This window comes from Neisseria sp. HMSC067G12 (assembly GCF_001812725.1).
GTDB classification, from domain to species: Bacteria; Pseudomonadota; Gammaproteobacteria; order Burkholderiales; family Neisseriaceae; genus Neisseria; species Neisseria perflava.
The window spans coordinates 46,280-66,089 of the sequence record NZ_KV810201.1; the positions used below are offsets into that span (position 1 = coordinate 46,280).

The following is a 19,810-nucleotide window of genomic DNA, read 5'->3' on the forward strand; positions in this document are numbered from 1 at the left end:
ACAACGGTTTCGGCATTGCGCCGAATGGCTACTCCCGTAAGAGTGAAGCGCGAATTGTAAGGCAAACCATGGCTTGAAGCAACAGAAAGAAAAACAAAAGTCCGCCTGAAACCTGATTCAAGTAGGTTTCAGACGGCCTGCGATTACTTGCCGCATACTTCAAATTTACGGCCGAATCCTTTGCCATTGTATCTGCCAAAACCATGCGGCATATCGTTTTCAATCACTTTAAACAAACCCGGGCTGGCTGCAACCCCTTCAGGCATATTATCCGGCAGGGCCTGACGCATCTTGGCAGTAGCGGCTTTAAAATCTTCCATATTGCGCCAACGGGCTACGTTGACCAAATGATATTTACCGTTTGGATCTATATTTTGGTGCAGGCGCGTAGCTATATAGCCTGGCTGGGTTTTCAAAAAATCACGCGCTTTTTGCCAAGAAGCCAAAGCTTCGGCTTCTTTACCCTGCGGCACTTCAAAAGTATTAATGAGGACAACACTGTTTTGAAAGGCTTCACATTTTTCCTGCCACTGTTTGGCATTTGCAGTACAACCGACAGCGACAAAGGCAGTGGCGGCAGCGGCAATCAGAGCTGTTTTTTTACGGATATTCATATGGATAGTTCCTTATAGGTTTGAATTGATGTGAGATATTTAAACTCTTCCGAACATTCGGGGCATTACGGATTCGCCTTTGATGTAGTGGTAAACGACCATGCCGATATGTCCCAGAGACAAGAACAGCAACGAAAATGCCAGTGCTCCGTGAATCTGTCCTTCCTGAGTAATTTGTCTCATAACACCTGTGACTGGAACGGCAAGCATCAGGAGATACATTGCCCAATGTCCAAATTTGGCAGCCATACTGCCAACCGGTCGATTTCTGGACTGGCGGATTGCCCGCATCACACGCCAAGCAGACAATATCAGCAGAAGAAAGCCAACCGCTTTATGAGGATTAGTCAAAAACTTCAGACTTTCATCCATATTCCAAGCAATGGCGGTTGCAAACATAAACAGATAGCAGGCCGCCATAGTCCAATGCAGAAAGCGGGTTGTAGTGCCGTAACGTTGCGGAGTATCAGGTTTCATGATGTTTTCTCTTAAATTAACAATTAAATGGATTTCAATTTGGGTTTACGGATAGAAAATCCGTCTTTCATGCTCAGTCCCAACAGCGTCAGATTAGCCACACCGGCAATCAGTTCTACGATTTGAACGATATAAAACACGCTGTCAAACTGTCCGGCAGAAGCGCGGTTATTCAAGAAAAAGGCACAAGGCAGCAAAATCAGCATTCCGTTGGCAGCGATAAACGGCATGCGTCGGCGTTTCGCTGCAATCGCAGTATGTTTGCTTTTCCCACCCATTTTCATGCCTGTTGCACCTGCAACTGCCATACAAGCCATCAGTCCGAATAGCGCATAAACAATGGTTTGCTTTACGACAACGATGGTTTCATGCGAGCTAAAGAGTTCGCTGAACACGGTGCTGCTCCAAAACGAAGCGATGAATAAAAATGCGCCCACCCCTGCGGCGGCGTGGATTTTGCATAAAGTATTGCGGTTCATTATGGTTTCCTTGAACATTTGAGAGAGGTCGTCTGAAAGCATTTAAATAGCAAGCTATCGAGTTGAAATAAGTATAGCGTGCTATGAATTAAGATAGCAAGCTATATTTGTGATATAATCCGCAACAACCTGATTTTAAAGGAAACAAAGTGAACGAAGTTTTCAAAACTGAATCGGCAGGCTATTTGATGAACCATATTGCCCGCCAATTTGCCATTTTATTGAGCGAAGGCTTAAAACCACTGGGGATTGCGCCTGCACAATTTCCAATTTTGATCGAGCTATGGAATAAAGACGGCTTGAGCCAACAGGAATTAGTTGAGCGTGCCGATTTGAAGCAGGCAACGATTGCCAACACTCTGGCACGGATGGAGCGAGACGGATTGATTACACGGGAGCCTAATCCTGAAGATGCACGCAGCCGTTTGATTAAGCTGACAGAACACGCGCGTGCTTTACAATCAAGCTCCACCGAAATTGCCAAAGCCATCAACCAAGAAGCCTTGGCGGTTCTGTCTGCAGACGAGCAGAAACTGTTTTTGGAAATGGCACAGAAAATTATATTGAAACAACAAAAGATGATAAAAGTCTGAAAAATATAAAAAAGGCCGTCTGAAACTCAATGTAAACAGGTTTCAGACGGCCTTTTTCACAACGATTAATTATCGGAGAACAAATCGCCTACCTTTTCCCAAAACGATTTTTTGCGCGGGGTTTGGCTGAGGTCGAGGCCGGAGGAGATTTTTTCAAATTCTTCCAGCAACTCTTTCTGACGGTCGGTCAGGTTGACCGGAGTTTCAACCAAAATGTGGCAGTACAAATCGCCGGTCGAGCTGGAACGCAGAGACTTGATGCCTTTGCCTTTCACGCGCATACGGCGGCCGGTTTGCGTTTCTTTCGGAATGTGCAGTTTGACTTTGCCGTCCAAAGTCGGCACTTCGACTTCACCACCCAATGCGGCAATGGCAAAGCTGATCGGCAGTTCGCAATGCAGGTCCAAGCCGTTGCGCTCGAAGATTTTGTGCTGTCTTACGCGGACATTGACGTACAAATCGCCTGCCGGCGCGCCGTGTTGACCCGGCTCACCCTCGCCGCTCAAGCGGATGCGTTGACCGTCGTCGATGCCTGCCGGAATGTTGACTTCAACCGTTTTGCTGGTCTTGGTGCGGCCTTCGCCACGACATTTGACGCAAGGATCTTTGATTTCTTTGCCTGTACCGTGACAAGTCGGACAAGTCTGCTGCATTTGGAAAATGGCTTGGCGGATATGCACCGTACCTGAGCCGTGACAGGTCGAACAAGTCGATGCAGATGTGCCCGGTTTGGCACCTGAGCCGTGGCAGACATCACATTCTTCGTAAGTCGGAATATTGATGCGTTTTTTCACGCCTTTGGCGGCTTCTTCAAGCGAAATCTCTATGCCGACCTGCAAGTCCGCGCCGCTGTAATCCGGCTGACGGCCGCCTGAGCTGCCGCCACCGCCGAACATTTGGCTGAAAATATCGGAAAAATCGAAGCCTTGCGCACCACCGAATCCGCCCGCACCTGCGCCCTGTTCAAACGCGGCATGGCCGTATTGGTCGTACATGGTACGTTTTTCCTTGTCAGACAAGGTGTCGTAAGCTTTTTGGACTTCTTTAAATTTTTCTTCCGCTTCTTTGTTGTCAGGGTTGCGGTCGGGATGGTATTTCATTGCCAGCTTGCGGTAGGCTTTTTTGATTTCATCGTCGCTAGCGCTGCGGGCAACACCAAGTGTTTCGTAAAAATCTTTATTGCTCATAATTTTGATAGTGTTAAGAATGAATTCAAACTGGGTGGGATATGTGGGCGAGTATCAAAAACTCAAGTCAGTATTTTCAAGGCCGTCTGAAATTGTGCTTTTCCGACATCCAAACATTCAGACGGCCTTTGTCAAACCGACAGGCCCGACAACCTGCTATAATCCCATCTTTATTTTTTCCAACGTTTTCAAGCGAAAAACAGAATGACCATGCAAGAACATTACCAACCCGCCGCCATCGAGCCTGCGGCGCAGAAAAAATGGGACGACGAGCGTATTTTCAACGTCTCCGAAGACGCTTCCAAACCCAAATACTACTGCCTTTCCATGTTCCCCTACCCCAGCGGCAAGCTGCACATGGGGCATGTACGCAACTACACCATCGGCGACGTATTGAGCCGCTTCAAACTCTTAAACGGCTTCAACGTCATGCAGCCTATGGGTTGGGACGCGTTCGGCATGCCTGCGGAAAACGCGGCGATGAAAAACAACGTCGCCCCTGCCGCTTGGACGTACGACAACATCGAATACATGAAAACCCAGCTCAAAAGCCTGGGTTTTGCGATTGACTGGGAGCGCGAAGTCGCTACCTGCAAACCCGAATACTACCGCTGGGAACAATGGCTATTTACCAAGCTGTTTGAAAAAGGCATCGTCTACCGCAAAAACGGCACGGTAAACTGGGATCCGGTCGACCAAACCGTCCTTGCCAACGAGCAAGTCATCGACGGACGCGGCTGGCGTTCCGGCGCGTTGATCGAAAAACGCGAAATCCCGATGTATTACTTCAAAATCACGGATTACGCCGAAGAACTGCTCAACGACTTGGACGAACTGGAACACTGGCCTGAACAAGTCAAAACCATGCAGCGCAACTGGATCGGCAAATCTCGCGGCATGACCGTGCGCTTCGCCGTTTCAGACGACAGCAAACAAGGTTTGGAAGGCGATTACGCGAAATTCCTGCAAGTTTATACCACCCGTCCCGACACGCTGATGGGCGCGACTTATGTCGCCGTTGCCGCCGAGCATCCGCTGGCAACCGCCGCAGCCGCCGACAAACCCGAATTGCAGGCATTTATCGCCGAATGCAAAGCCGGCTCCGTTGCCGAAGCCGATATGGCGACGATGGAGAAAAAAGGCGTGCCGACCGGCCGCTACGTCATCAACCCGCTTAACGGCGACAAACTGGAAGTGTGGATTGCCAACTATGTATTGTGGGGCTACGGCGATGGCGCTGTGATGGCTGTTCCGGCGCACGACGAACGCGATTTCGAATTCGCGTGCAAATATGGTTTGCCGATTAAATGGGTTGTCAGCAATAAAGTGATTGATGGCGCGGTAGCACGATTACAAAAAATTGCGGCTAAAAATAACTTACCGTTTGATATTGAATATATTTTTGATTATTCAAAGAATCCAACGCAACGTTTTGCAGATAGAGTATTAGAACAAGTCAATAAGGCAGGCCTTGACGATGAACCGTATTTGAGTGAAATCTTCGGGGCATTGGAAACCATCAGATTAAATTGGAATATGCAGTTCCAAAACAATGAAGATAACTTCCTAGTAAACAGCAACGAATTCAACGGCATGAATTTTCAGACGGCATTCGACGCCATTGCCGCCAAGCTACAAAGCCAAGACGCTGGCGAACCGAAAACCCAATACCGCCTGCGCGACTGGGGTATTTCACGCCAACGCTACTGGGGCTGCCCGATTCCCATCGTCCATTGCGAAAAATGCGGTGACGTACCCGTCCCTGCCGACCAACTGCCCGTCGTCCTGCCTGAAAACGTCGTACCCGACGGCATGGGTTCGCCGCTGGCAAAAATGCCCGAGTTTTACGAAACCACCTGCCCATGCTGCGGCGGCGCGGCAAAACGCGAAACCGACACCATGGACACCTTCATGGAATCGAGCTGGTATTTCTTCCGCTACATGTCTCCTCAATTCGCAGAAGGCATGGTATCGGCAGAAGCCGCGAAATACTGGGGCTCGGTTGACCAATACATCGGCGGTATCGAACACGCGATTCTGCACCTCCTGTACGCGCGCTTCTTCACCAAACTGATGCGCGACGAAGGCTTGGTCAATGTTGACGAACCGTTCGAACGCCTGCTCACGCAAGGTATGGTCGTCTGCGAAACCTACTACCGCGAAAACGCCAACGGCAGCAAAGACTGGATCAACCCTGCCGATGTCGAGCTGACTTTCGACGACAAAGGCCGCCCTGTTTCCGCTGTTCTGAAAGCCGACGGCCTGCCTGTCGTCATCAGCGGCACGGAAAAAATGTCCAAATCCAAAAACAACGGCGTCGATCCGCAAGAGCTGATTAACGCCTACGGCGCGGATACCGCCCGCCTGTTCATGATGTTTGCCGCACCGCCCGAACAGTCCCTAGAATGGAGCGACAGCGGCGTCGAAGGCGCACACCGCTTCCTGCGTCGTCTGTGGCGTACCGTTTACGAATACTTGAAGCAAGGCGAAGCAGTCAAAGCGTTCGCAGACAGCCAAGACGGTTTGTCTAAAGAACTCAAAGACCTGCGCCACAAACTGCATTCTACCATCGCCAAAGTCAGCGACGACTACGGCCGCCGTCAGCAGTTCAACACCGCCATCGCCGCCGTAATGGAACTGCTCAACCAATACGACAAAACCGACACCGGCAGCGAACAAGGCCGCGCCGTCGCTCAAGAAGTATTGGAAGCCGCCGTACGCCTGCTGTGGCCCATCGTGCCGCACATCTGCGAAACCCTGTGGAGCGAATTGAACGGCGCGAAACTGTGGGAAGCAGGCTGGCCGACAGTCGATGAAGCCGCCTTGGTCAAATCCGAAATCGAAGTGATGGTTCAAGTCAACGGCAAACTGCGCGGCAAAATCACCGTCGCCGCCGACACATCCAAAGCCGACCTCGAAGCCGCCGCCCTTGCCAACGAAGGCGCAGTGAAATTCATGGAAGGCAAGCCTGCGAAGAAAATCATCGTCGTTCCCGGACGCTTGGTAAATATCGTCGTCTAAACCGCTTTTAAGGTTTAGCCATACGGATAAAGGCCGTCTGAAACTTGGAAACAGGTTTTCAGACGGCCTTTTTAAGGTAGATTAAGCTGATAAGTCCAATAACACATTGGGATGAAAAGGTTCCATTGGATTTAGAATCACTCTACACACGTCCCTAAAACATAAATCCGTTGTATTCCTCACGATGTTTTGGCACAATTCGAAGCCAATCAACCACGCTTGTACTTGGCATCCTAATGGCTTCAAAACCCTTCCTAAAATGGGCTGGTGGCAAACATAAACTTGTCCCCTTTATCGAACACAATCTACCCACTTCTGCACGAAAACGTCTGATTGAACCCTTCTGCGGTTCTGCCGCTTTGTCTCTCGCATTGGATTTCGAACATTATCTGCTCAATGATATTAACGCTGACTTAATCGGCTTATTCCGTATCCTAAAAGAAGAAAAATCCGGATTCATAGACTATACCCGCTCTTTCTTTACTTCCGAAAACAATAGCGATTCAAGATTCTATGAATTGCGGGAACAATTCAACTTCAGCCAAGATCTACACGAACGTTCAGCGCTATTTATTTATTTGAACCGCCATGCTTTTAACGGTTTATGCCGTTACAACAGCAAAGGGGCATTCAATGTGCCATTCGGACGCTACAAATCTCCTTACTTTCCACAACAAGAAATGGAAGGTTTCATTCAAAAATCTGACAGAGTTGAATTAATGTGCGGAGATTTTCAAACAATCCTATCTCTGACAAACAATACAGATACTGTTTATTGTGATCCTCCTTATGCACCTTTAAGCCCAACCGCTTCATTTACCACTTATGCCAAAGAAGGCTTCAATTTGGACGATCAAATCCGCCTTGCCCAGACAGCCCAACAAATTGCACCTAACTCTCAAGGCGTTTTGATTTCAAATCATGATACTGAATTTACGAGAAATATTTATTCTTCTGCCATTCTAAAAACGGTTGAAGTACAACGCAATATTGCCGCAAAGGGCAGCAGTCGCAAAAAAGTCGGAGAATTATTGGCAATTTATGAGTGATTTCAACAAACTGGCTGAAGAAGCTGCCATTTATCAAAGTCGTTTGAAAAAAATCGTTTCAGACGACCTTGTTCTCTACAACGAAAATTCCCTTAACGTCATGCGGAAGATATTGGAAAAACATCCAAACGGCTGTTTTGATATGATTTTCGCAGACCCGCCTTACTTTCTTTCCAATGATGGTTTCAGTTGTCAAAACGGACAAATGGTTTCCGTCAATAAAGGCAACTGGGATAAATCCAAAGGGATGGCGGCAGATTTGGAATTCTACGAAGAATGGCTTCGACTGTGTTACGCCTTATTAAAACCAAACGGCACAATTTGGGTTTGCGGCACATTCCATAATATTTATTTAATCGGCTACCTGATGCAAACCATCGGATACCATATTTTGAACAATATTACTTGGGAAAAACCCAATCCTCCCCCTAATTTGTCCTGCCGTTTTTTTACCCATTCGACAGAAACAATCTTATGGGCAAAGAAAAATAAAAAAGCCAAACATACGTTTCATTATGAAATGATGAAAGCACAAAATAATGGCAAACAGATGAAATGTGTTTGGACATTTCCTCCACCAAATAAAACTGAAAAAACATTCGGCAAACATCCGACACAAAAACCACTCCCCTTGCTTGAACGCTGCATACTATCGGCTTCAAATATCGGAGATTTAATTTTTGACCCTTTCATGGGCAGCGGCACAACAGGCGTTGCTGCCTTAAAACATGGTCGGAAATTTTGTGGTTGCGAACTAGAAGAAGATTTTTTTGAATTAGCAAAGAAAAGGCTACAACAAAAGCTGTAACCCCATCTTATTTTAAATTATTCGAACAACACCATCTCTATCCTGTCTGGCCATTTCACGAACTTCACGCATGAATTCTTTTTTAAAATAAAATGCATGATTCTTATTTGAAATATTCCGATTATATTGTGCAGAAAATATAGGATGGTATGGCTTGAAATCTTTTGATCTGATTTGTATAAAACTACCGTTTGATGTATGAATGTATCCGTCGCTGGAATTAATATCAGCTAACAGCTTACTTTTAATTTGCGTGAAATCAGCAGATAACTGTCTGAAAAGTTCACCCCCTTCATTTATTTGCACATGATAAGCTGACTGTATGTACCATTTGTCAGGATCGTTGTCGACTTTACAAATAGGAACATATAGCAAATTCTTTATTTTTTGGTATATCCAACTATCTTCAAAGCTTATCTGATCGCTGATTAACTGATCAAAGTTACTGGAAATCTGCGAGATAAACATAGTCTCTAGTGGTGCACCATCTGCATCTGCCTTATTGGTTTTCAGCTCACCATCAGAAAAATCTGTCAAAGCATTTGTATTCTCAAGTCCTATCAATTTCTCGATAAACTGCCCTACCCCGCCTTTATTTATCTTCATTTCAGCGGTGAACTCGGGAAATCTGGTTTGATATTCAAGTTTTAGATCTCCTAGCGTCCTTCCGACGTTTTCTATAAAAAAACCATACGAATCAGTTAGATTCATTATCACAGTTCCCGTCATTAACATAGTCCTTAAAAGTTAAAAGTTCAGGCAAAGAAATATCTAATGCACTAGCCAAACGAATAAGATTTAATAGGGCGGGGTTACGCTCTCCACGTTCTATCATTCCGATATAAGTCCGGTGCATATTCGCTTTTTCAGCCAATGCTTCCTGACTTAAATCCTGGAGTTGTCTTAAATGACGAACATGTTTGCCAAATTGTTTTAAAATTTCTGATTTCATGATGACTATTCTTAATGTTTGCAAATTAAATTCCACATACAATAAGTATCAACTTTAGTTCTAATACGAAAGGCCGTCTGAAACCCTATAGTCAGGTTTCAGACGGCCTTTTTAACTGCCCGATTTTATTCGCCGTAGTAGGCTTTGGTCAGAATTTCTTCCATATCGGCCACCATGGCGAGGCGTGGGTTGGCCGGGGTGCATTGGTCTTCAAAAGACATCATGGCCAACTCTTTTCTGCCGTCGAGGAAGGTTTTCTCATCGATGCCCTGCTCTTTCAAAGACATTTTGATGCCGACGTTGACCGCCAGCTCATGGCAGGCGCGGGCGAAGGATTCGACGCCTTCTGCCGGTGTGCTGCATGGCAGGCCTAAAGTACGGGCGATTTCCTGATATTTCAGGTCGGCTTTGTAGTAGTTGTACTTCGGCCAAGTGGCGGTTTTCTGCGGACGCGTGCCGTTGTAGCGGATGACGTGCGGCAGCAGGATGGCGTTGGCACGGCCGTGCGGAACATGATATTTGCCGCCGATTTTGTGTGCCATCGAGTGGTTGATACCCAAGAACGCATTGGCAAACGCCATGCCTGCGATGGTGGAGGCATTGTGCATATGCTCACGCGCTTCAGGATCGGCCGCACCATGTTTGTAGGAGCGTTCGAGGTATTGGAACACGAGCTTAATGGCTTGCAGAGCGAGGCCGTCTGTAAAGTCGTTCGCCAGTACGGAAACGTATGCTTCTACGGCGTGGGTCAATACGTCCAAACCGGTATCGGCGGTTACACCTGCCGGTACGGTCATGGTAAACGCAGGATCGACAATCGAAATGGTCGGTGTCAGCGAGTAGTCGGCAATCGGATATTTTTTGTCGCCGTCGCTGATGACGGTAAACGGTGTTACTTCGGAGCCTGTGCCTGATGTGGTAGGGATGCCGATAAATTTGGCTTTGCGGCCCAATTCAGGGAAGCGGAACGCGCGTTTGCGGATGTCCATGAATTTTTGTACCAAGTCTTCAAAATCGACTTGCGGCTGCTCGTAGAAGAGCCACATGGCTTTGGCCGCGTCCATCGGCGAGCCGCCGCCCAGCGCAATAATGGTGTCCGGCTGGAAGCTGCGCATCAAATCCGTGCCTTTATAGACGGTTTGGACGCTCGGATCGGCTTCAACGTCAGTAAACAGCTGGATGGTCACTTTGTTTTTGCGTTGATGCAGTTGATGGGTGATTTTATCGACAAAGCCCAGGTCAACCATCGAACGGTCAGTCACAATCATGACTTTTTCGCAGTCTTTCATGTCTTGCAGATATTGAATGGAATCGCGTTCAAAATAGATTTTGGCGGGCACTTTGAACCATTGCATGTTGTTTCTCCGACGGCCTACTTTTTTGATGTTTAACAGATTGACTGCGCTGACGTTGCCGCCGACGGCGTTTTTACCGTAAGAGCCGCAACCGAGGGTCAGAGAAGGCAGGAAGGCGTTGTACACGTCGCCGATGCCGCCGAAGGTGGAAGGCGAATTCCAAATCACGCGTAGGGCTTTGACGCGGGAGCCGAACGTTTTGACCAATTCTTCGTTAGCGGTATGGATGGCGGCGGAGTGTCCCAAGCCGTCAAAGGCAACCATTTCTTCGGCGAACTTCAAACCTTGTTCGGTCGAATCCGCCTTAATCATGGCCAAAACAGGCGAAAGTTTTTCGCGGGTCAACGGCTCGTTCGGGCCGACTTCGCGGCATTCGGCGATGATGATGTTGGTTTTTTCAGGCACTTTAAACCCAGCCTGTTCGGCAATCCATGCCGCCGGTTTGCCCACTACCGCAGAATTGAGTTTCGCTCCGCCGCAGCTGGCGCAATTCGCCGTTATGCCGAAGATAAACTCTTCGAGCATGGCTTTTTCTTTTTTGTTGGCGAAGTACACGCCGTAGGATTTGAATTCTTCGGCCAACTCTTTGTAAATCTCTTTATCGGCAATGACGGCTTGCTCGCTGGCGCACACCATGCCGTTGTCGAAAGATTTCGACATCACAATATCGTGCGCCACCTGTTTGATGTCCGCCGTTTTTTCAACATAAGCAGGTACGTTGCCCGCCCCGACACCGAGCGCAGGTTTGCCGCAAGAATACGCGGCTTCTACCATCGCATTGCCGCCGGTCGCCAAAATCGTTGCCACGCCCGGATGCTTCATCAGCGCGGAAGTGCCTTCCATAGACGGCTTTTCAATCCACTGGATACAGTTTTCCGGCGCACCGGCCGCAATCGCGGCATCGCGCACGATACGCGCGGCATGGGCGGAACACTGCTGGGCGGACGGGTGGAACGAGAAAATAATCGGATTGCGGGTTTTCAGCGCAATCAAGGATTTGAAAATAGTGGTGGAAGTCGGATTGGTTGTCGGCACAATACCGCAAACCACGCCGACCGGATCGGCAATTTCAGTAATACCGGTTACATCGTTTTCACTGATGACGCCCACGGTTTTCAAATCACGCAGGCGGCGCACGACGTTTTCGCAGGCAAACAGGTTTTTCGTCGCCTTATCCTCAAACACGCCGCGTCCCGTTTCTTCGACCGCGTGCATGGCGAGTACACCATGTTTGTCCAGCGCGGCGATAGAGGCTTTGGCAACAATAAAGTCAATCTGCTCCTGATCGAGCTTAAGAAACTCGTCCAATGCCCGTAAACCCTTGTCAACCAGGCTGTTTACCTCGGCTACGGCTGGGCTGACGACATTGTCGGCTGATGCGTTCATGGTGTATCTCCTTAATAAAAGGTGGCAATAATGTCAATAAATTTTCACTACGATAACTATAAGTAATTTAGTTACATTTTGCTTTGACCTACATCACAAACCATGATTGAACTTTTCAGACGGTCATTTTATCGTTTATTCATTTTAATTCTTTGACGTATAATATTTTTATCTACACAAAAACAAAGACGGTTATTCTTCGTCGCTTTCCTCGATAATTAAGATAAAAACAGAAAACCGATGTATTAAAATTACAAACGTAAATAAACAAAGGCCGTCTGAAAATATTTCTTAGACGGCCTTTTTTGCTTTGCCTTTTATTGGCTGATGTCTTCCAGCGTACGGCCTTTGGTTTCTTCACCCAATACCAAGATTACCGCCACAATCAGCAGCATAACCAGCGCAAACATCATAAAGATATTGCCGAAGCCGCCGCTATTGCCTACCATCGCCGCTACTACCATGGGGGCGAGTATGCCGCCGACGCGGCCAATGGCACCTGCCCAGCCGGATGCGAAGGCACGGAAGCGCAAAGGGTAGAGTTCGGGGGTGTAGGTGTACAAAACGCCCCACGCGCCCAAGTTGAAGAAGGACATCATGCTGCCCCAGATCATGACTTCGGCAGCAGTTGTGCTTTGCCCGAAAAACCATGCGCACACGGCGCACGCGGCCAGAAAGCCTGCCAGCGTTGCTTTGCGGCCGATTCTTTCCACCAAAGCTGCAGCAGCAATATAGCCGGGCAGTTGCGCAACAATCATCACCAGCACATATTCAAAGGTTTTAACCACGGTATTGCCCTGCTCGACCAGCAATTTGGGCAACCAAGTGAAAATGCCGTAATACGAAAACACGATGCCGAACCAAACCAGCCACAGCATCAACGTGCGCCGTGCAAACGGATGCTGCCAAAGTTGGAAGAAGCGGATGCGTTCGCGCGGGGCGGCCGGTGCGGCAACGGCTTGTGTCGGCGGCGTTATGCCCGATTGAATTTCCAGCGCGGATACCAAACGGTGCGCTTCGTTGGTTTTGCCGCGGGAAAGCAGGTAAGGCACGGATTCGGGAACGAATTTCAACACCAACGGCACATAAAACAGGGGCAAGGCGCCAAATAAAAACGCGCTGTGCCAGCCGGTTTGCGGAATAAAGAAATAAGACACCAGCGCGGCTGAGAGCCAGCCCAAACCCCAAAAGCTTTCCAGCAACACAATAAAACGGCCGCGTACTTTCGGCGGCGCATATTCGCTGACCAGCGACACGGCGACGGGCAGTTGGCCGCCCAAGCCGACGCCGACAAAAAAGCGGCACACCAGCAAAACCGTCAAATCAGGCGCAAGCGCACACAAACCTGTGGCAATGCTGTACACCACCATCGTGCCGGCAAAAACGGTTTTCCGTCCGAACCTATCCGCCAGCCAGCCGCTGAATACCGCACCCAAGGCCATGCCGACAAAAGCAATGCTGACAATCCAACCCAACTGCGCTGGAGCCAGCGCCCAATCTTTGCCCAAAGCCGGCAATACAAACGACACCAAGCCTGTATCCATGGCATCAAACAACCAACCTATGCCGACCAAGACCAGAAGTTTGTAATGAAAGTGGGAAGGCGGCAGATTGTGCAGCCGCGTCAGAATATCCATAACTTCTTTCCTTTGTTTGCGTATTATTGAATTGGATTTTATCAATAACTGCTTTAATTTCAGTGACAAACCTGAAACCGAAACATTGTGTCGATTTTAACATTGGTACCCTATGCAAAGAATAGGAAGAGCGTGTTTTTTAGATATTTTTATCGCCAGAACCGCACGCCCTATTAAAACTCTGAATAAGGGTTCACGGCAGGCCGTCTGAAACTGATGGTCTGGTTTTCAGACGGCCTGCCGTTTTTTGCAAAGGCTTCATGCTTGGGTTATGATGTTTATTTGTAATATGTAAACAGATGATTGCCTGTTTTTACATAACAGGCCGTCTGAACAACGGAGAACGATATGAATGCGGTTGTAATTGCGGTCATCATTATGCTTGTGCTGTCTTTATCGCGCGTGCATGTGGTGCTCAGCTTGGCTGTCGGCGCGTTTGTCGGCGGCTTGGTGGCCGGTATGCCTTTGGAGAATGTAACCAACACGGCCGGCGATGTGGTGCAGCAAGGGATTATTCCTGTTTTTAACGAAGGCCTGAAAGGCGGGGCGCAAATTGCGCTGTCTTATGCCATGCTCGGCGCGTTTGCCATGGCCATCACGCATTCCGGCCTGCCGCAACAGCTCGCCGGTGTGATTATCCGCAAGCTCAACGGCGGCGAAGGTAATGCGAAAGGCGAAGGTGCGGTCAAATGGCTGCTGCTGGCGATTATTTTGTGCATGGGCGTGATGAGCCAAAACATTGTGCCGATTCATATCGCGTTTATCCCGATGATTATTCCGCCGCTGCTGTTGGTGTTCAACCGTTTGAAACTCGACCGCCGCTTGGTGGCCTGCGTGATTACGTTTGGCTTGGTAACGACTTATATGTTCCTGCCTTACGGTTTCGGCGCCATCTTCTTGAACGACATCATGTTGGGCAATATCCGCTCGGCAGGCATGGACACCAGCGGCATCAATGTGATGCACGCAATGGCGATTCCGGCTTTGGGCATGGTTTCCGGCTTGCTGCTGGCCTTTTTGCACTACCGCAAACCACGCATTTATCAAAACAATACTACTGACACGGAAGACAACCGTGCGGCAGTTCAACAACAAGAGCCTTCAACCTATCGCAGCTTGGTAGCGGCCGTGGCGATTGCCGTGTGTTTTGCCATCCAGCTTATGTATGAAAACTCATTGGTATTGGGCGCGATGTTGGGCTTTGCCGTGTTTATGATGTTGGGCGTGATGAACCGCTCCGCCGCCAGCGATGTATTCGGCGAAGGCATTAAAATGATGGCGATGGTCGGCTTTATTATGATTGCGGCACAAGGTTTCGCCGCTGTAATGAACGCGACTGGCGACATTCAGCCTTTGGTCGAACGCAGCATGGCTTTGTTCGGCGGCAATAAAGGCATGGCCGCATTGACCATGTTGTGCGTCGGCTTGCTGGTAACCATGGGCATCGGCTCGTCTTTCTCCACCTTGCCGATTATTACTGCGATTTATGTGCCTTTGTGCATCAGCTTGGGCTTCTCCCCAATGGCTACCGTGGCCATTGTCGGTACGGCAGGAGCGCTGGGCGATGCGGGCTCCCCCGCTTCCGACTCGACACTCGGCCCGACCATGGGTCTGAACGCCGACGGTCAACACGACCACATCCGCGATTCGGTTATCCCAACTTTTATCCACTACAATATCCCGCTGATGGCTGCCGGCTGGATTGCCGCGATGGTGCTGTAATATGAGCGATATTCAGGAATTGGAACACCGCGTCACAGAGCTGGAAATTCAGACGGCCTTGCAGGAAGATTTAATCGGCAACCTGAACAACACCATCGCCAAGATGCAGCAGGCTTTGGATTTGCAGCAAGGCCAGTTGCGGCTGCTGTATCAACGGATGCAGGACAAAGGCGCAAACGGCGAACGCGAACCGTACAGCCTGCGCGATGAGATTCCGCCGCATTATTGATCAACTAAAAAGGGCGTGTTTGATACATGCCCTTTTCTTTCATAACAAAGGCCGTCTGAAAGTCAATCAAGCTTTCAGACGGCCTTTTAACCAATCAAACCTTACAAACAAGCCAATTCGTTGGCCATTTGCTGCTCGACGGTTTCACGTTGACGGATAAGTTTGCATTCTCTGCCGTCAACCAATACTTCCGCCGCACGGTTGCGCGTGTTGTAGTTGCTCGCCATGCTTGAGCCATACGCACCGGCGCTGCGGATAAGCAGCAAATCCCCTTCTTCGCAGGCGATGGTGCGGTCTTTGCCGAGGAAGTCGCCGGTTTCGCAAATCGGGCCGACGATATTGGCCGTCAAAGGCTCAATGTCTTTGGTTTCGACCGCTTCAATGTGATGATAGGCGTCATAAAGCGCCGGACGCATCAAATCGTTCATCGCCGCATCGACCATCACAAAGTTTTTCTCTTCGCCATGTTTGACGAACTCGACGCGCGTCAACAACGCACCGGCATTACCAACCAAGCTGCGGCCGGGCTCGAGAACCAGTTTCAGACGGCGTGTACCGATCAGTTTTTGAACGGCTTGGGCATACGCACCCAAATCAGGCACATTTTCGTCTTGGTAAACAATGCCGACACCGCCACCCAAGTCCAAGTGTTCCAACACAATGCCTTCGTCTGCCAGTCGGTCGACCAAGGTCAAAATACGTTCGCAGGCTTCGATGAGCGGGCTGAGGTCGGTCAGTTGCGAGCCGATGTGGCAGTCGATACCGATGATTTTCAAATGGCTTTGTCGGGAAGCATGACGATAGGCCTCAAGCGCATCGGCATAGGCAATACCGAATTTGTTGGCTTTCAAACCGGTGGAAATATAAGGGTGGGTTTTGGCATCGACATCAGGATTGACGCGCAGGGAAACCGGAGCGACTTTACCCAAGCGCGCGGCAACTTTCTGAATACGGTCGATTTCTGGAATGCTCTCCATATTGAAGCATTTCACGCCGGCATTCAGCGCAAATTCAATTTCTGCCTCACTCTTGCCCACACCAGAAAAAATCGTTTTCGCCGCATCGCCTCCGGCCGCCAAAACACGCGCCAACTCGCCGCCGGACACAATGTCAAAACCGCTCCCCAAAGAAGCAAAGTGTTTGATGATGCTCAGGTTGCCATTGGCTTTAACCGCGTAGCAGACAAGCGGGTTCAAAGCGGCAAACGCGGTTTGGTAGTTGTCAAACGCCTCGGTCAGCGCAGATTTGCTGTACACATAAAGCGGCGTGCCGAATTCCTCGGCAAGGTGGGAATAAGGGATGTGTTCGCAGGATAAGGTCATGTTTGTGAAGTCTTTTTTTAATCGTTGGTTTGAGTGGTCGGCTCTTTGGCCGTATCGAATTTCAAGCCGGTCTGAATCACGCCGAAGCGCGCCTTGTCGCCTTCTTTGGGCAGGTAGAGGTCGCCTTTGTAGCCGCAGGCAGAGAGCAGCAGAGCCGTTGCCGCTGCAAAAAATACGCCGTATTTCATCAGTAAAACTTTCTTCATCATTACGAATGTGGCAAGATTCGGTATCTTAAACAAAAACCACACAAAAAGCCATGATGACCGAAAGCGAATTCATCCGCCTGAGCGAAGAATTGTTTGAACACATTGAAGACCAAATCGATGAAAACGGCTGGGATTTCGACTGCCAGTTTGCCGGAAACGTACTGACCATCGAAGCCGAAGACGGCACGCAAATCATCGTCAACCGCCACACGCCCAACCAAGAATTGTGGATTGCCGCCAAAAGCGGCGGCTACCATTTCGCCGAGCAAAACGGCAAATGGCTGGCAACACGCGACGGACGGGATTTCTACGATGTTTTGAACGAAGCACTGAGTGAGGCTTCGGGCGAAGCAGTTGAGATTGCGGAATTGTGATTCAGTCTTCAAATATCCCTAGCTAAAAATCTATTTACCTCAAAGGACACCCAAATGCCCCTACTAGACAGTTTCAAAGTCGACCACACCCGTATGCACGCCCCTGCCGTACGCGTGGCAAAAACCATGACCACGCCCAAAGGCGACACCATTACCGTGTTTGACCTGCGTTTCTGCATTCCCAACAAAGAAATCCTGCCTGAAAAAGGTATTCACACGCTGGAGCACCTGTTCGCAGGCTTTATGCGCGACCACTTAAACGGCAACGGCGTTGAAATCATCGATATTTCCCCGATGGGCTGCCGCACCGGTTTCTACATGAGCCTCATCGGCACGCCCGACGAGCAAAAAGTGGCCGACGCATGGCTCGCTTCAATGCAGGATGTTTTGACCGTTCAAGACCAAAGCAAAATCCCCGAGCTGAACGAATACCAATGCGGTACTTATCTGATGCACTCGCTTGCCGAAGCACACGAAATCGCCCAAAACGTTTTGGCACGCAAAGTCGCCGTCAATAAAAACGAAGAGCTGACATTGGACGAAAGCCTGTTGAACGCTTAATACTCAATGACAGCAAAGGCCGTCTGAAACTTTATATGACAAGTTTCAGACGGCCTAAGACCTTTTATTCCAATTTTCAACCTTTCAGCCACAGTTTTACACCGCCTAAAAATAAGTTGGCGGTTGCTGACAGTGTACATAGTATAATTACACTTTAAACAAACAACCTGATTCTATTGCCTTTATGAAACCGTTTTTCTGCAAAACCGCCATTGCCCTCAGCCTGACCCTCCCCGCCGCCGCTAATGCTGCCGAGTATGTCTGCAATGTTGAAGGCATCACCGTTTATGCTTCATACCAGATCAATGACGCCTGTCGCATAGTTGAAACAAACAATGTAACAGAAAACAGCGTCGTTGCGATTCCGGGCGACACTCCGGTTTTAAAAACGGTACAAACAACAGAATTTAAAGCATCTGCCGCAGACTACATTAATGCTTCTCAAGCAACGCCCGCGGTACAAACCCCAGTCGTTGTTGCTCGAAATGAATACGGTATTCCGGCACCTATTTCCATTCCGATGGCACAAACTCGACAAGCTATGCTAGCGAATAAAACCATTGCAGACAGCGCAATCGTTTCCAACAATACGCCTGCTTTGGAAACATCAGCCGTTGCAAAACCTGAAAACTATGTTGTCGATGCTGCTGTCCACAACACAACTCCTGTCGTACAAACTCAGACGACTGCCGTTCAAGAGGACAACACTATTGTTCCTCCTGTACTCATCGCGCAAACCCATACCGTTACAGCCGACAAAGCCATTGCAGACAGCGTAATCGTTCCCAACAATACGCCTACTCTGGAAGCGCCGCCCACAATAAAAGCTGAAGACTATGTTGCCGACACTACTGTCCGCAATACAACTCCTGTCGTACAAACTCAGTCTAGTGCAACCCAAACAGAAAACAGTGTTGTTCCTGTAATGCTTGCCGCACAAGCCCAACCTACTGCTTCTACCGAGAAAACAGTTTCAGACGGCCTTGCTATTATTAATGAAACACCAGCTGTTCAACCTGTTGTACCTGCAATCCAAACTCCACAAGAGATTATTCAGAACTCGGCAGTTCAGCCGCAAACTTCAACTACCCAAAATAACCAAGCGGTAACAGCTCAGGATGAAGTGCTCGATAAAACACCTACCAAAGTCGAGACTAAGCATAAAGGCAAAACTTATGCCAAAACCTCCTCTCGACGCAAAGCCAAGGTTAACCGTACTAAAGCCGATAAAACAGCCGTTGTCCGCGCATCTGAGGAACAAGCAGCCAAACCTATTGCCACCGCTTCAACCGAACCAAGCACGCCGGCAACTGCCACTCCGGTAGAGCATGGCAAAACCACTGTCCCAACACCTTTCCCACAAGCATACAAACCGGCAGCCGATATTTTGCTGGATAAAGGAAATAGCGACAGCGATATCAAAATCCTGCCGAATGTACCGATTACCAGCGTGACCAACACAGCCGAAGCTGCCAATCCGCGCATCAATATTACCCTGCGCAACCGTCAGAACAAATCACGCAGTTCTTCATACAGCAAATACAAAGCCCCTGTTATCCGTACTGCACCTGTGGTTACGCCGGCTCCTAAGCCAAGCCCTAAAGAAACCCGCAAACAGATATTGCAGACCGAAGTACGCAACGAACAGGCTGCTATTACCCGCCTTCAAACCCAGTTGAACGCGGCCAAACAAAAAGGCGATCAGATTAAAATCCAACAACTGACCCGTACCATAAACGCCCGTAAAGCGAATATCCGCGCTATTCAAGGCGAGATGTCTCGTTGATTGGTTTTTTATACAAAAAGGCCGTCTGAAAACATTTTCAGACGGCCTT

The 19,810-nt window shown here is 48.9% G+C and carries 19 protein-coding genes; 9 read left to right on the forward strand and 10 right to left on the reverse strand.

Features of this window, described 5'->3' with window-relative positions:
• Positions 1-143: 143 nt before the first annotated feature.
• Genes HMPREF2871_RS05175 through HMPREF2871_RS05185 form a run of 3 tightly spaced genes read right to left on the reverse strand, consistent with a single transcriptional unit; the run spans position 144 to position 1,570 of the window.
• Positions 144-614: an antibiotic biosynthesis monooxygenase family protein gene (locus HMPREF2871_RS05175; RefSeq protein ID WP_004518910.1), complete on the reverse strand. Its 471-nt coding sequence runs from the start codon at positions 612-614 to the stop codon at positions 144-146.
• 39 nt (positions 615-653) lie between these two features.
• Complete coding sequence (locus HMPREF2871_RS05180) at positions 654-1,091, reverse strand: cytochrome b (protein WP_049344535.1); 438 nt, start codon at positions 1,089-1,091, stop codon at positions 654-656.
• A 23-nt stretch (positions 1,092-1,114) separates the two neighbouring features.
• Positions 1,115-1,570 carry a hypothetical protein gene (locus HMPREF2871_RS05185; RefSeq protein WP_049344537.1) on the reverse strand — a complete coding sequence of 152 codons (456 nt, stop codon included), beginning with the start codon at positions 1,568-1,570 and terminating at the stop codon, positions 1,115-1,117.
• Positions 1,571-1,758: 188 nt separating this feature from the next.
• Here HMPREF2871_RS05185 and HMPREF2871_RS05190 point away from each other — a divergent pair, with 188 nt between their 5' ends.
• Positions 1,759-2,163 (forward strand): MarR family winged helix-turn-helix transcriptional regulator, encoded by a 405-nt coding sequence (locus HMPREF2871_RS05190; protein WP_049344559.1) that lies wholly within the window; start codon positions 1,759-1,761, stop codon positions 2,161-2,163.
• 65 nt (positions 2,164-2,228) lie between these two features.
• Here HMPREF2871_RS05190 and dnaJ read toward each other — a convergent pair whose 3' ends face one another.
• Positions 2,229-3,350: a molecular chaperone DnaJ gene (gene dnaJ / locus HMPREF2871_RS05195; RefSeq protein ID WP_070629685.1), complete on the reverse strand. Its 1,122-nt coding sequence runs from the start codon at positions 3,348-3,350 to the stop codon at positions 2,229-2,231.
• Between the two features lie 210 nt (positions 3,351-3,560).
• Between dnaJ and leuS the strand changes: the two genes are divergently transcribed.
• The 3 genes from leuS (at position 3,561) to HMPREF2871_RS05210 (ending at position 8,228) form a co-directional block, all read left to right on the forward strand.
• Positions 3,561-6,371: a leucine--tRNA ligase gene (leuS, locus tag HMPREF2871_RS05200; protein ID WP_049344540.1), complete on the forward strand. Its 2,811-nt coding sequence runs from the start codon at positions 3,561-3,563 to the stop codon at positions 6,369-6,371.
• Between the two features lie 236 nt (positions 6,372-6,607).
• Positions 6,608-7,420: a DNA adenine methylase gene (locus tag HMPREF2871_RS05205; protein WP_049344542.1), complete on the forward strand. Its 813-nt coding sequence runs from the start codon at positions 6,608-6,610 to the stop codon at positions 7,418-7,420.
• Positions 7,413-8,228 carry a DNA-methyltransferase gene (locus HMPREF2871_RS05210; protein WP_049344544.1) on the forward strand — a complete coding sequence of 272 codons (816 nt, stop codon included), beginning with the start codon at positions 7,413-7,415 and terminating at the stop codon, positions 8,226-8,228. The genes HMPREF2871_RS05205 and HMPREF2871_RS05210 overlap by 8 nt, the downstream gene beginning before the upstream one ends.
• Positions 8,229-8,240: 12 nt before the next feature.
• On the opposite strand, the gene HMPREF2871_RS05215 is transcribed toward HMPREF2871_RS05210, so the two are convergent.
• From HMPREF2871_RS05215 to HMPREF2871_RS05225, 4 genes are all read right to left on the reverse strand, one after another.
• A complete protein-coding gene (locus HMPREF2871_RS05215; RefSeq protein ID WP_141747915.1) occupies positions 8,241-8,939 on the reverse strand; it encodes a MutH/Sau3AI family endonuclease in 699 nt (232 codons plus the stop codon).
• The gene (locus HMPREF2871_RS11395) at positions 8,926-9,180 is read right to left on the reverse strand and encodes a helix-turn-helix domain-containing protein (protein WP_070591788.1); all 255 of its coding nucleotides are present in this window, start codon (positions 9,178-9,180) and stop codon (positions 8,926-8,928) included. Before HMPREF2871_RS11395 ends, HMPREF2871_RS05215 begins: the two co-directional genes overlap by 14 nt.
• 125 nt (positions 9,181-9,305) lie before the next feature.
• On the reverse strand, positions 9,306-11,921 hold the full coding sequence (adhE, locus tag HMPREF2871_RS05220; RefSeq protein ID WP_049344546.1) for a bifunctional acetaldehyde-CoA/alcohol dehydrogenase: 2,616 nt from the start codon (positions 11,919-11,921) through the stop codon (positions 9,306-9,308).
• A gap of 317 nt (positions 11,922-12,238) precedes the next feature.
• The gene (locus HMPREF2871_RS05225) at positions 12,239-13,558 is read right to left on the reverse strand and encodes an MFS transporter (protein ID WP_049344548.1); all 1,320 of its coding nucleotides are present in this window, start codon (positions 13,556-13,558) and stop codon (positions 12,239-12,241) included.
• Between the two features lie 348 nt (positions 13,559-13,906).
• On the opposite strand from HMPREF2871_RS05225, the gene HMPREF2871_RS05230 reads away from it, so the two are divergent.
• Positions 13,907-15,280 carry a Na+/H+ antiporter family protein gene (locus HMPREF2871_RS05230; protein WP_049344550.1) on the forward strand — a complete coding sequence of 458 codons (1,374 nt, stop codon included), beginning with the start codon at positions 13,907-13,909 and terminating at the stop codon, positions 15,278-15,280.
• Between the two features lies 1 nt (position 15,281).
• A complete protein-coding gene (locus HMPREF2871_RS05235) occupies positions 15,282-15,509 on the forward strand; it encodes a SlyX family protein (protein ID WP_049344551.1) in 228 nt (75 codons plus the stop codon).
• Positions 15,510-15,610: 101 nt separating this feature from the next.
• On the opposite strand, the gene lysA is transcribed toward HMPREF2871_RS05235, so the two are convergent.
• Complete coding sequence (gene lysA / locus HMPREF2871_RS05240; protein ID WP_049344552.1) at positions 15,611-16,831, reverse strand: diaminopimelate decarboxylase; 1,221 nt, start codon at positions 16,829-16,831, stop codon at positions 15,611-15,613.
• A 17-nt stretch (positions 16,832-16,848) separates the two neighbouring features.
• Entirely contained in the window at positions 16,849-17,019 is a 171-nt protein-coding gene (locus tag HMPREF2871_RS05245; RefSeq protein ID WP_036472795.1) for an LPS translocon maturation chaperone LptM, read from the reverse strand.
• Between the two features lie 71 nt (positions 17,020-17,090).
• On the opposite strand from HMPREF2871_RS05245, the gene cyaY reads away from it, so the two are divergent.
• The 3 genes from cyaY (at position 17,091) to HMPREF2871_RS05260 (ending at position 19,761) form a co-directional block, all read left to right on the forward strand.
• Positions 17,091-17,414 carry an iron donor protein CyaY gene (cyaY, locus tag HMPREF2871_RS05250; protein ID WP_049344554.1) on the forward strand — a complete coding sequence of 108 codons (324 nt, stop codon included), beginning with the start codon at positions 17,091-17,093 and terminating at the stop codon, positions 17,412-17,414.
• Between the two features lie 54 nt (positions 17,415-17,468).
• Entirely contained in the window at positions 17,469-17,975 is a 507-nt protein-coding gene (gene luxS / locus HMPREF2871_RS05255) for an S-ribosylhomocysteine lyase (RefSeq protein ID WP_004518928.1), read from the forward strand.
• A gap of 184 nt (positions 17,976-18,159) precedes the next feature.
• The gene (locus HMPREF2871_RS05260; RefSeq protein WP_004518930.1) at positions 18,160-19,761 is read left to right on the forward strand and encodes a hypothetical protein; all 1,602 of its coding nucleotides are present in this window, start codon (positions 18,160-18,162) and stop codon (positions 19,759-19,761) included.
• Positions 19,762-19,810: the final 49 nt, after the last annotated feature.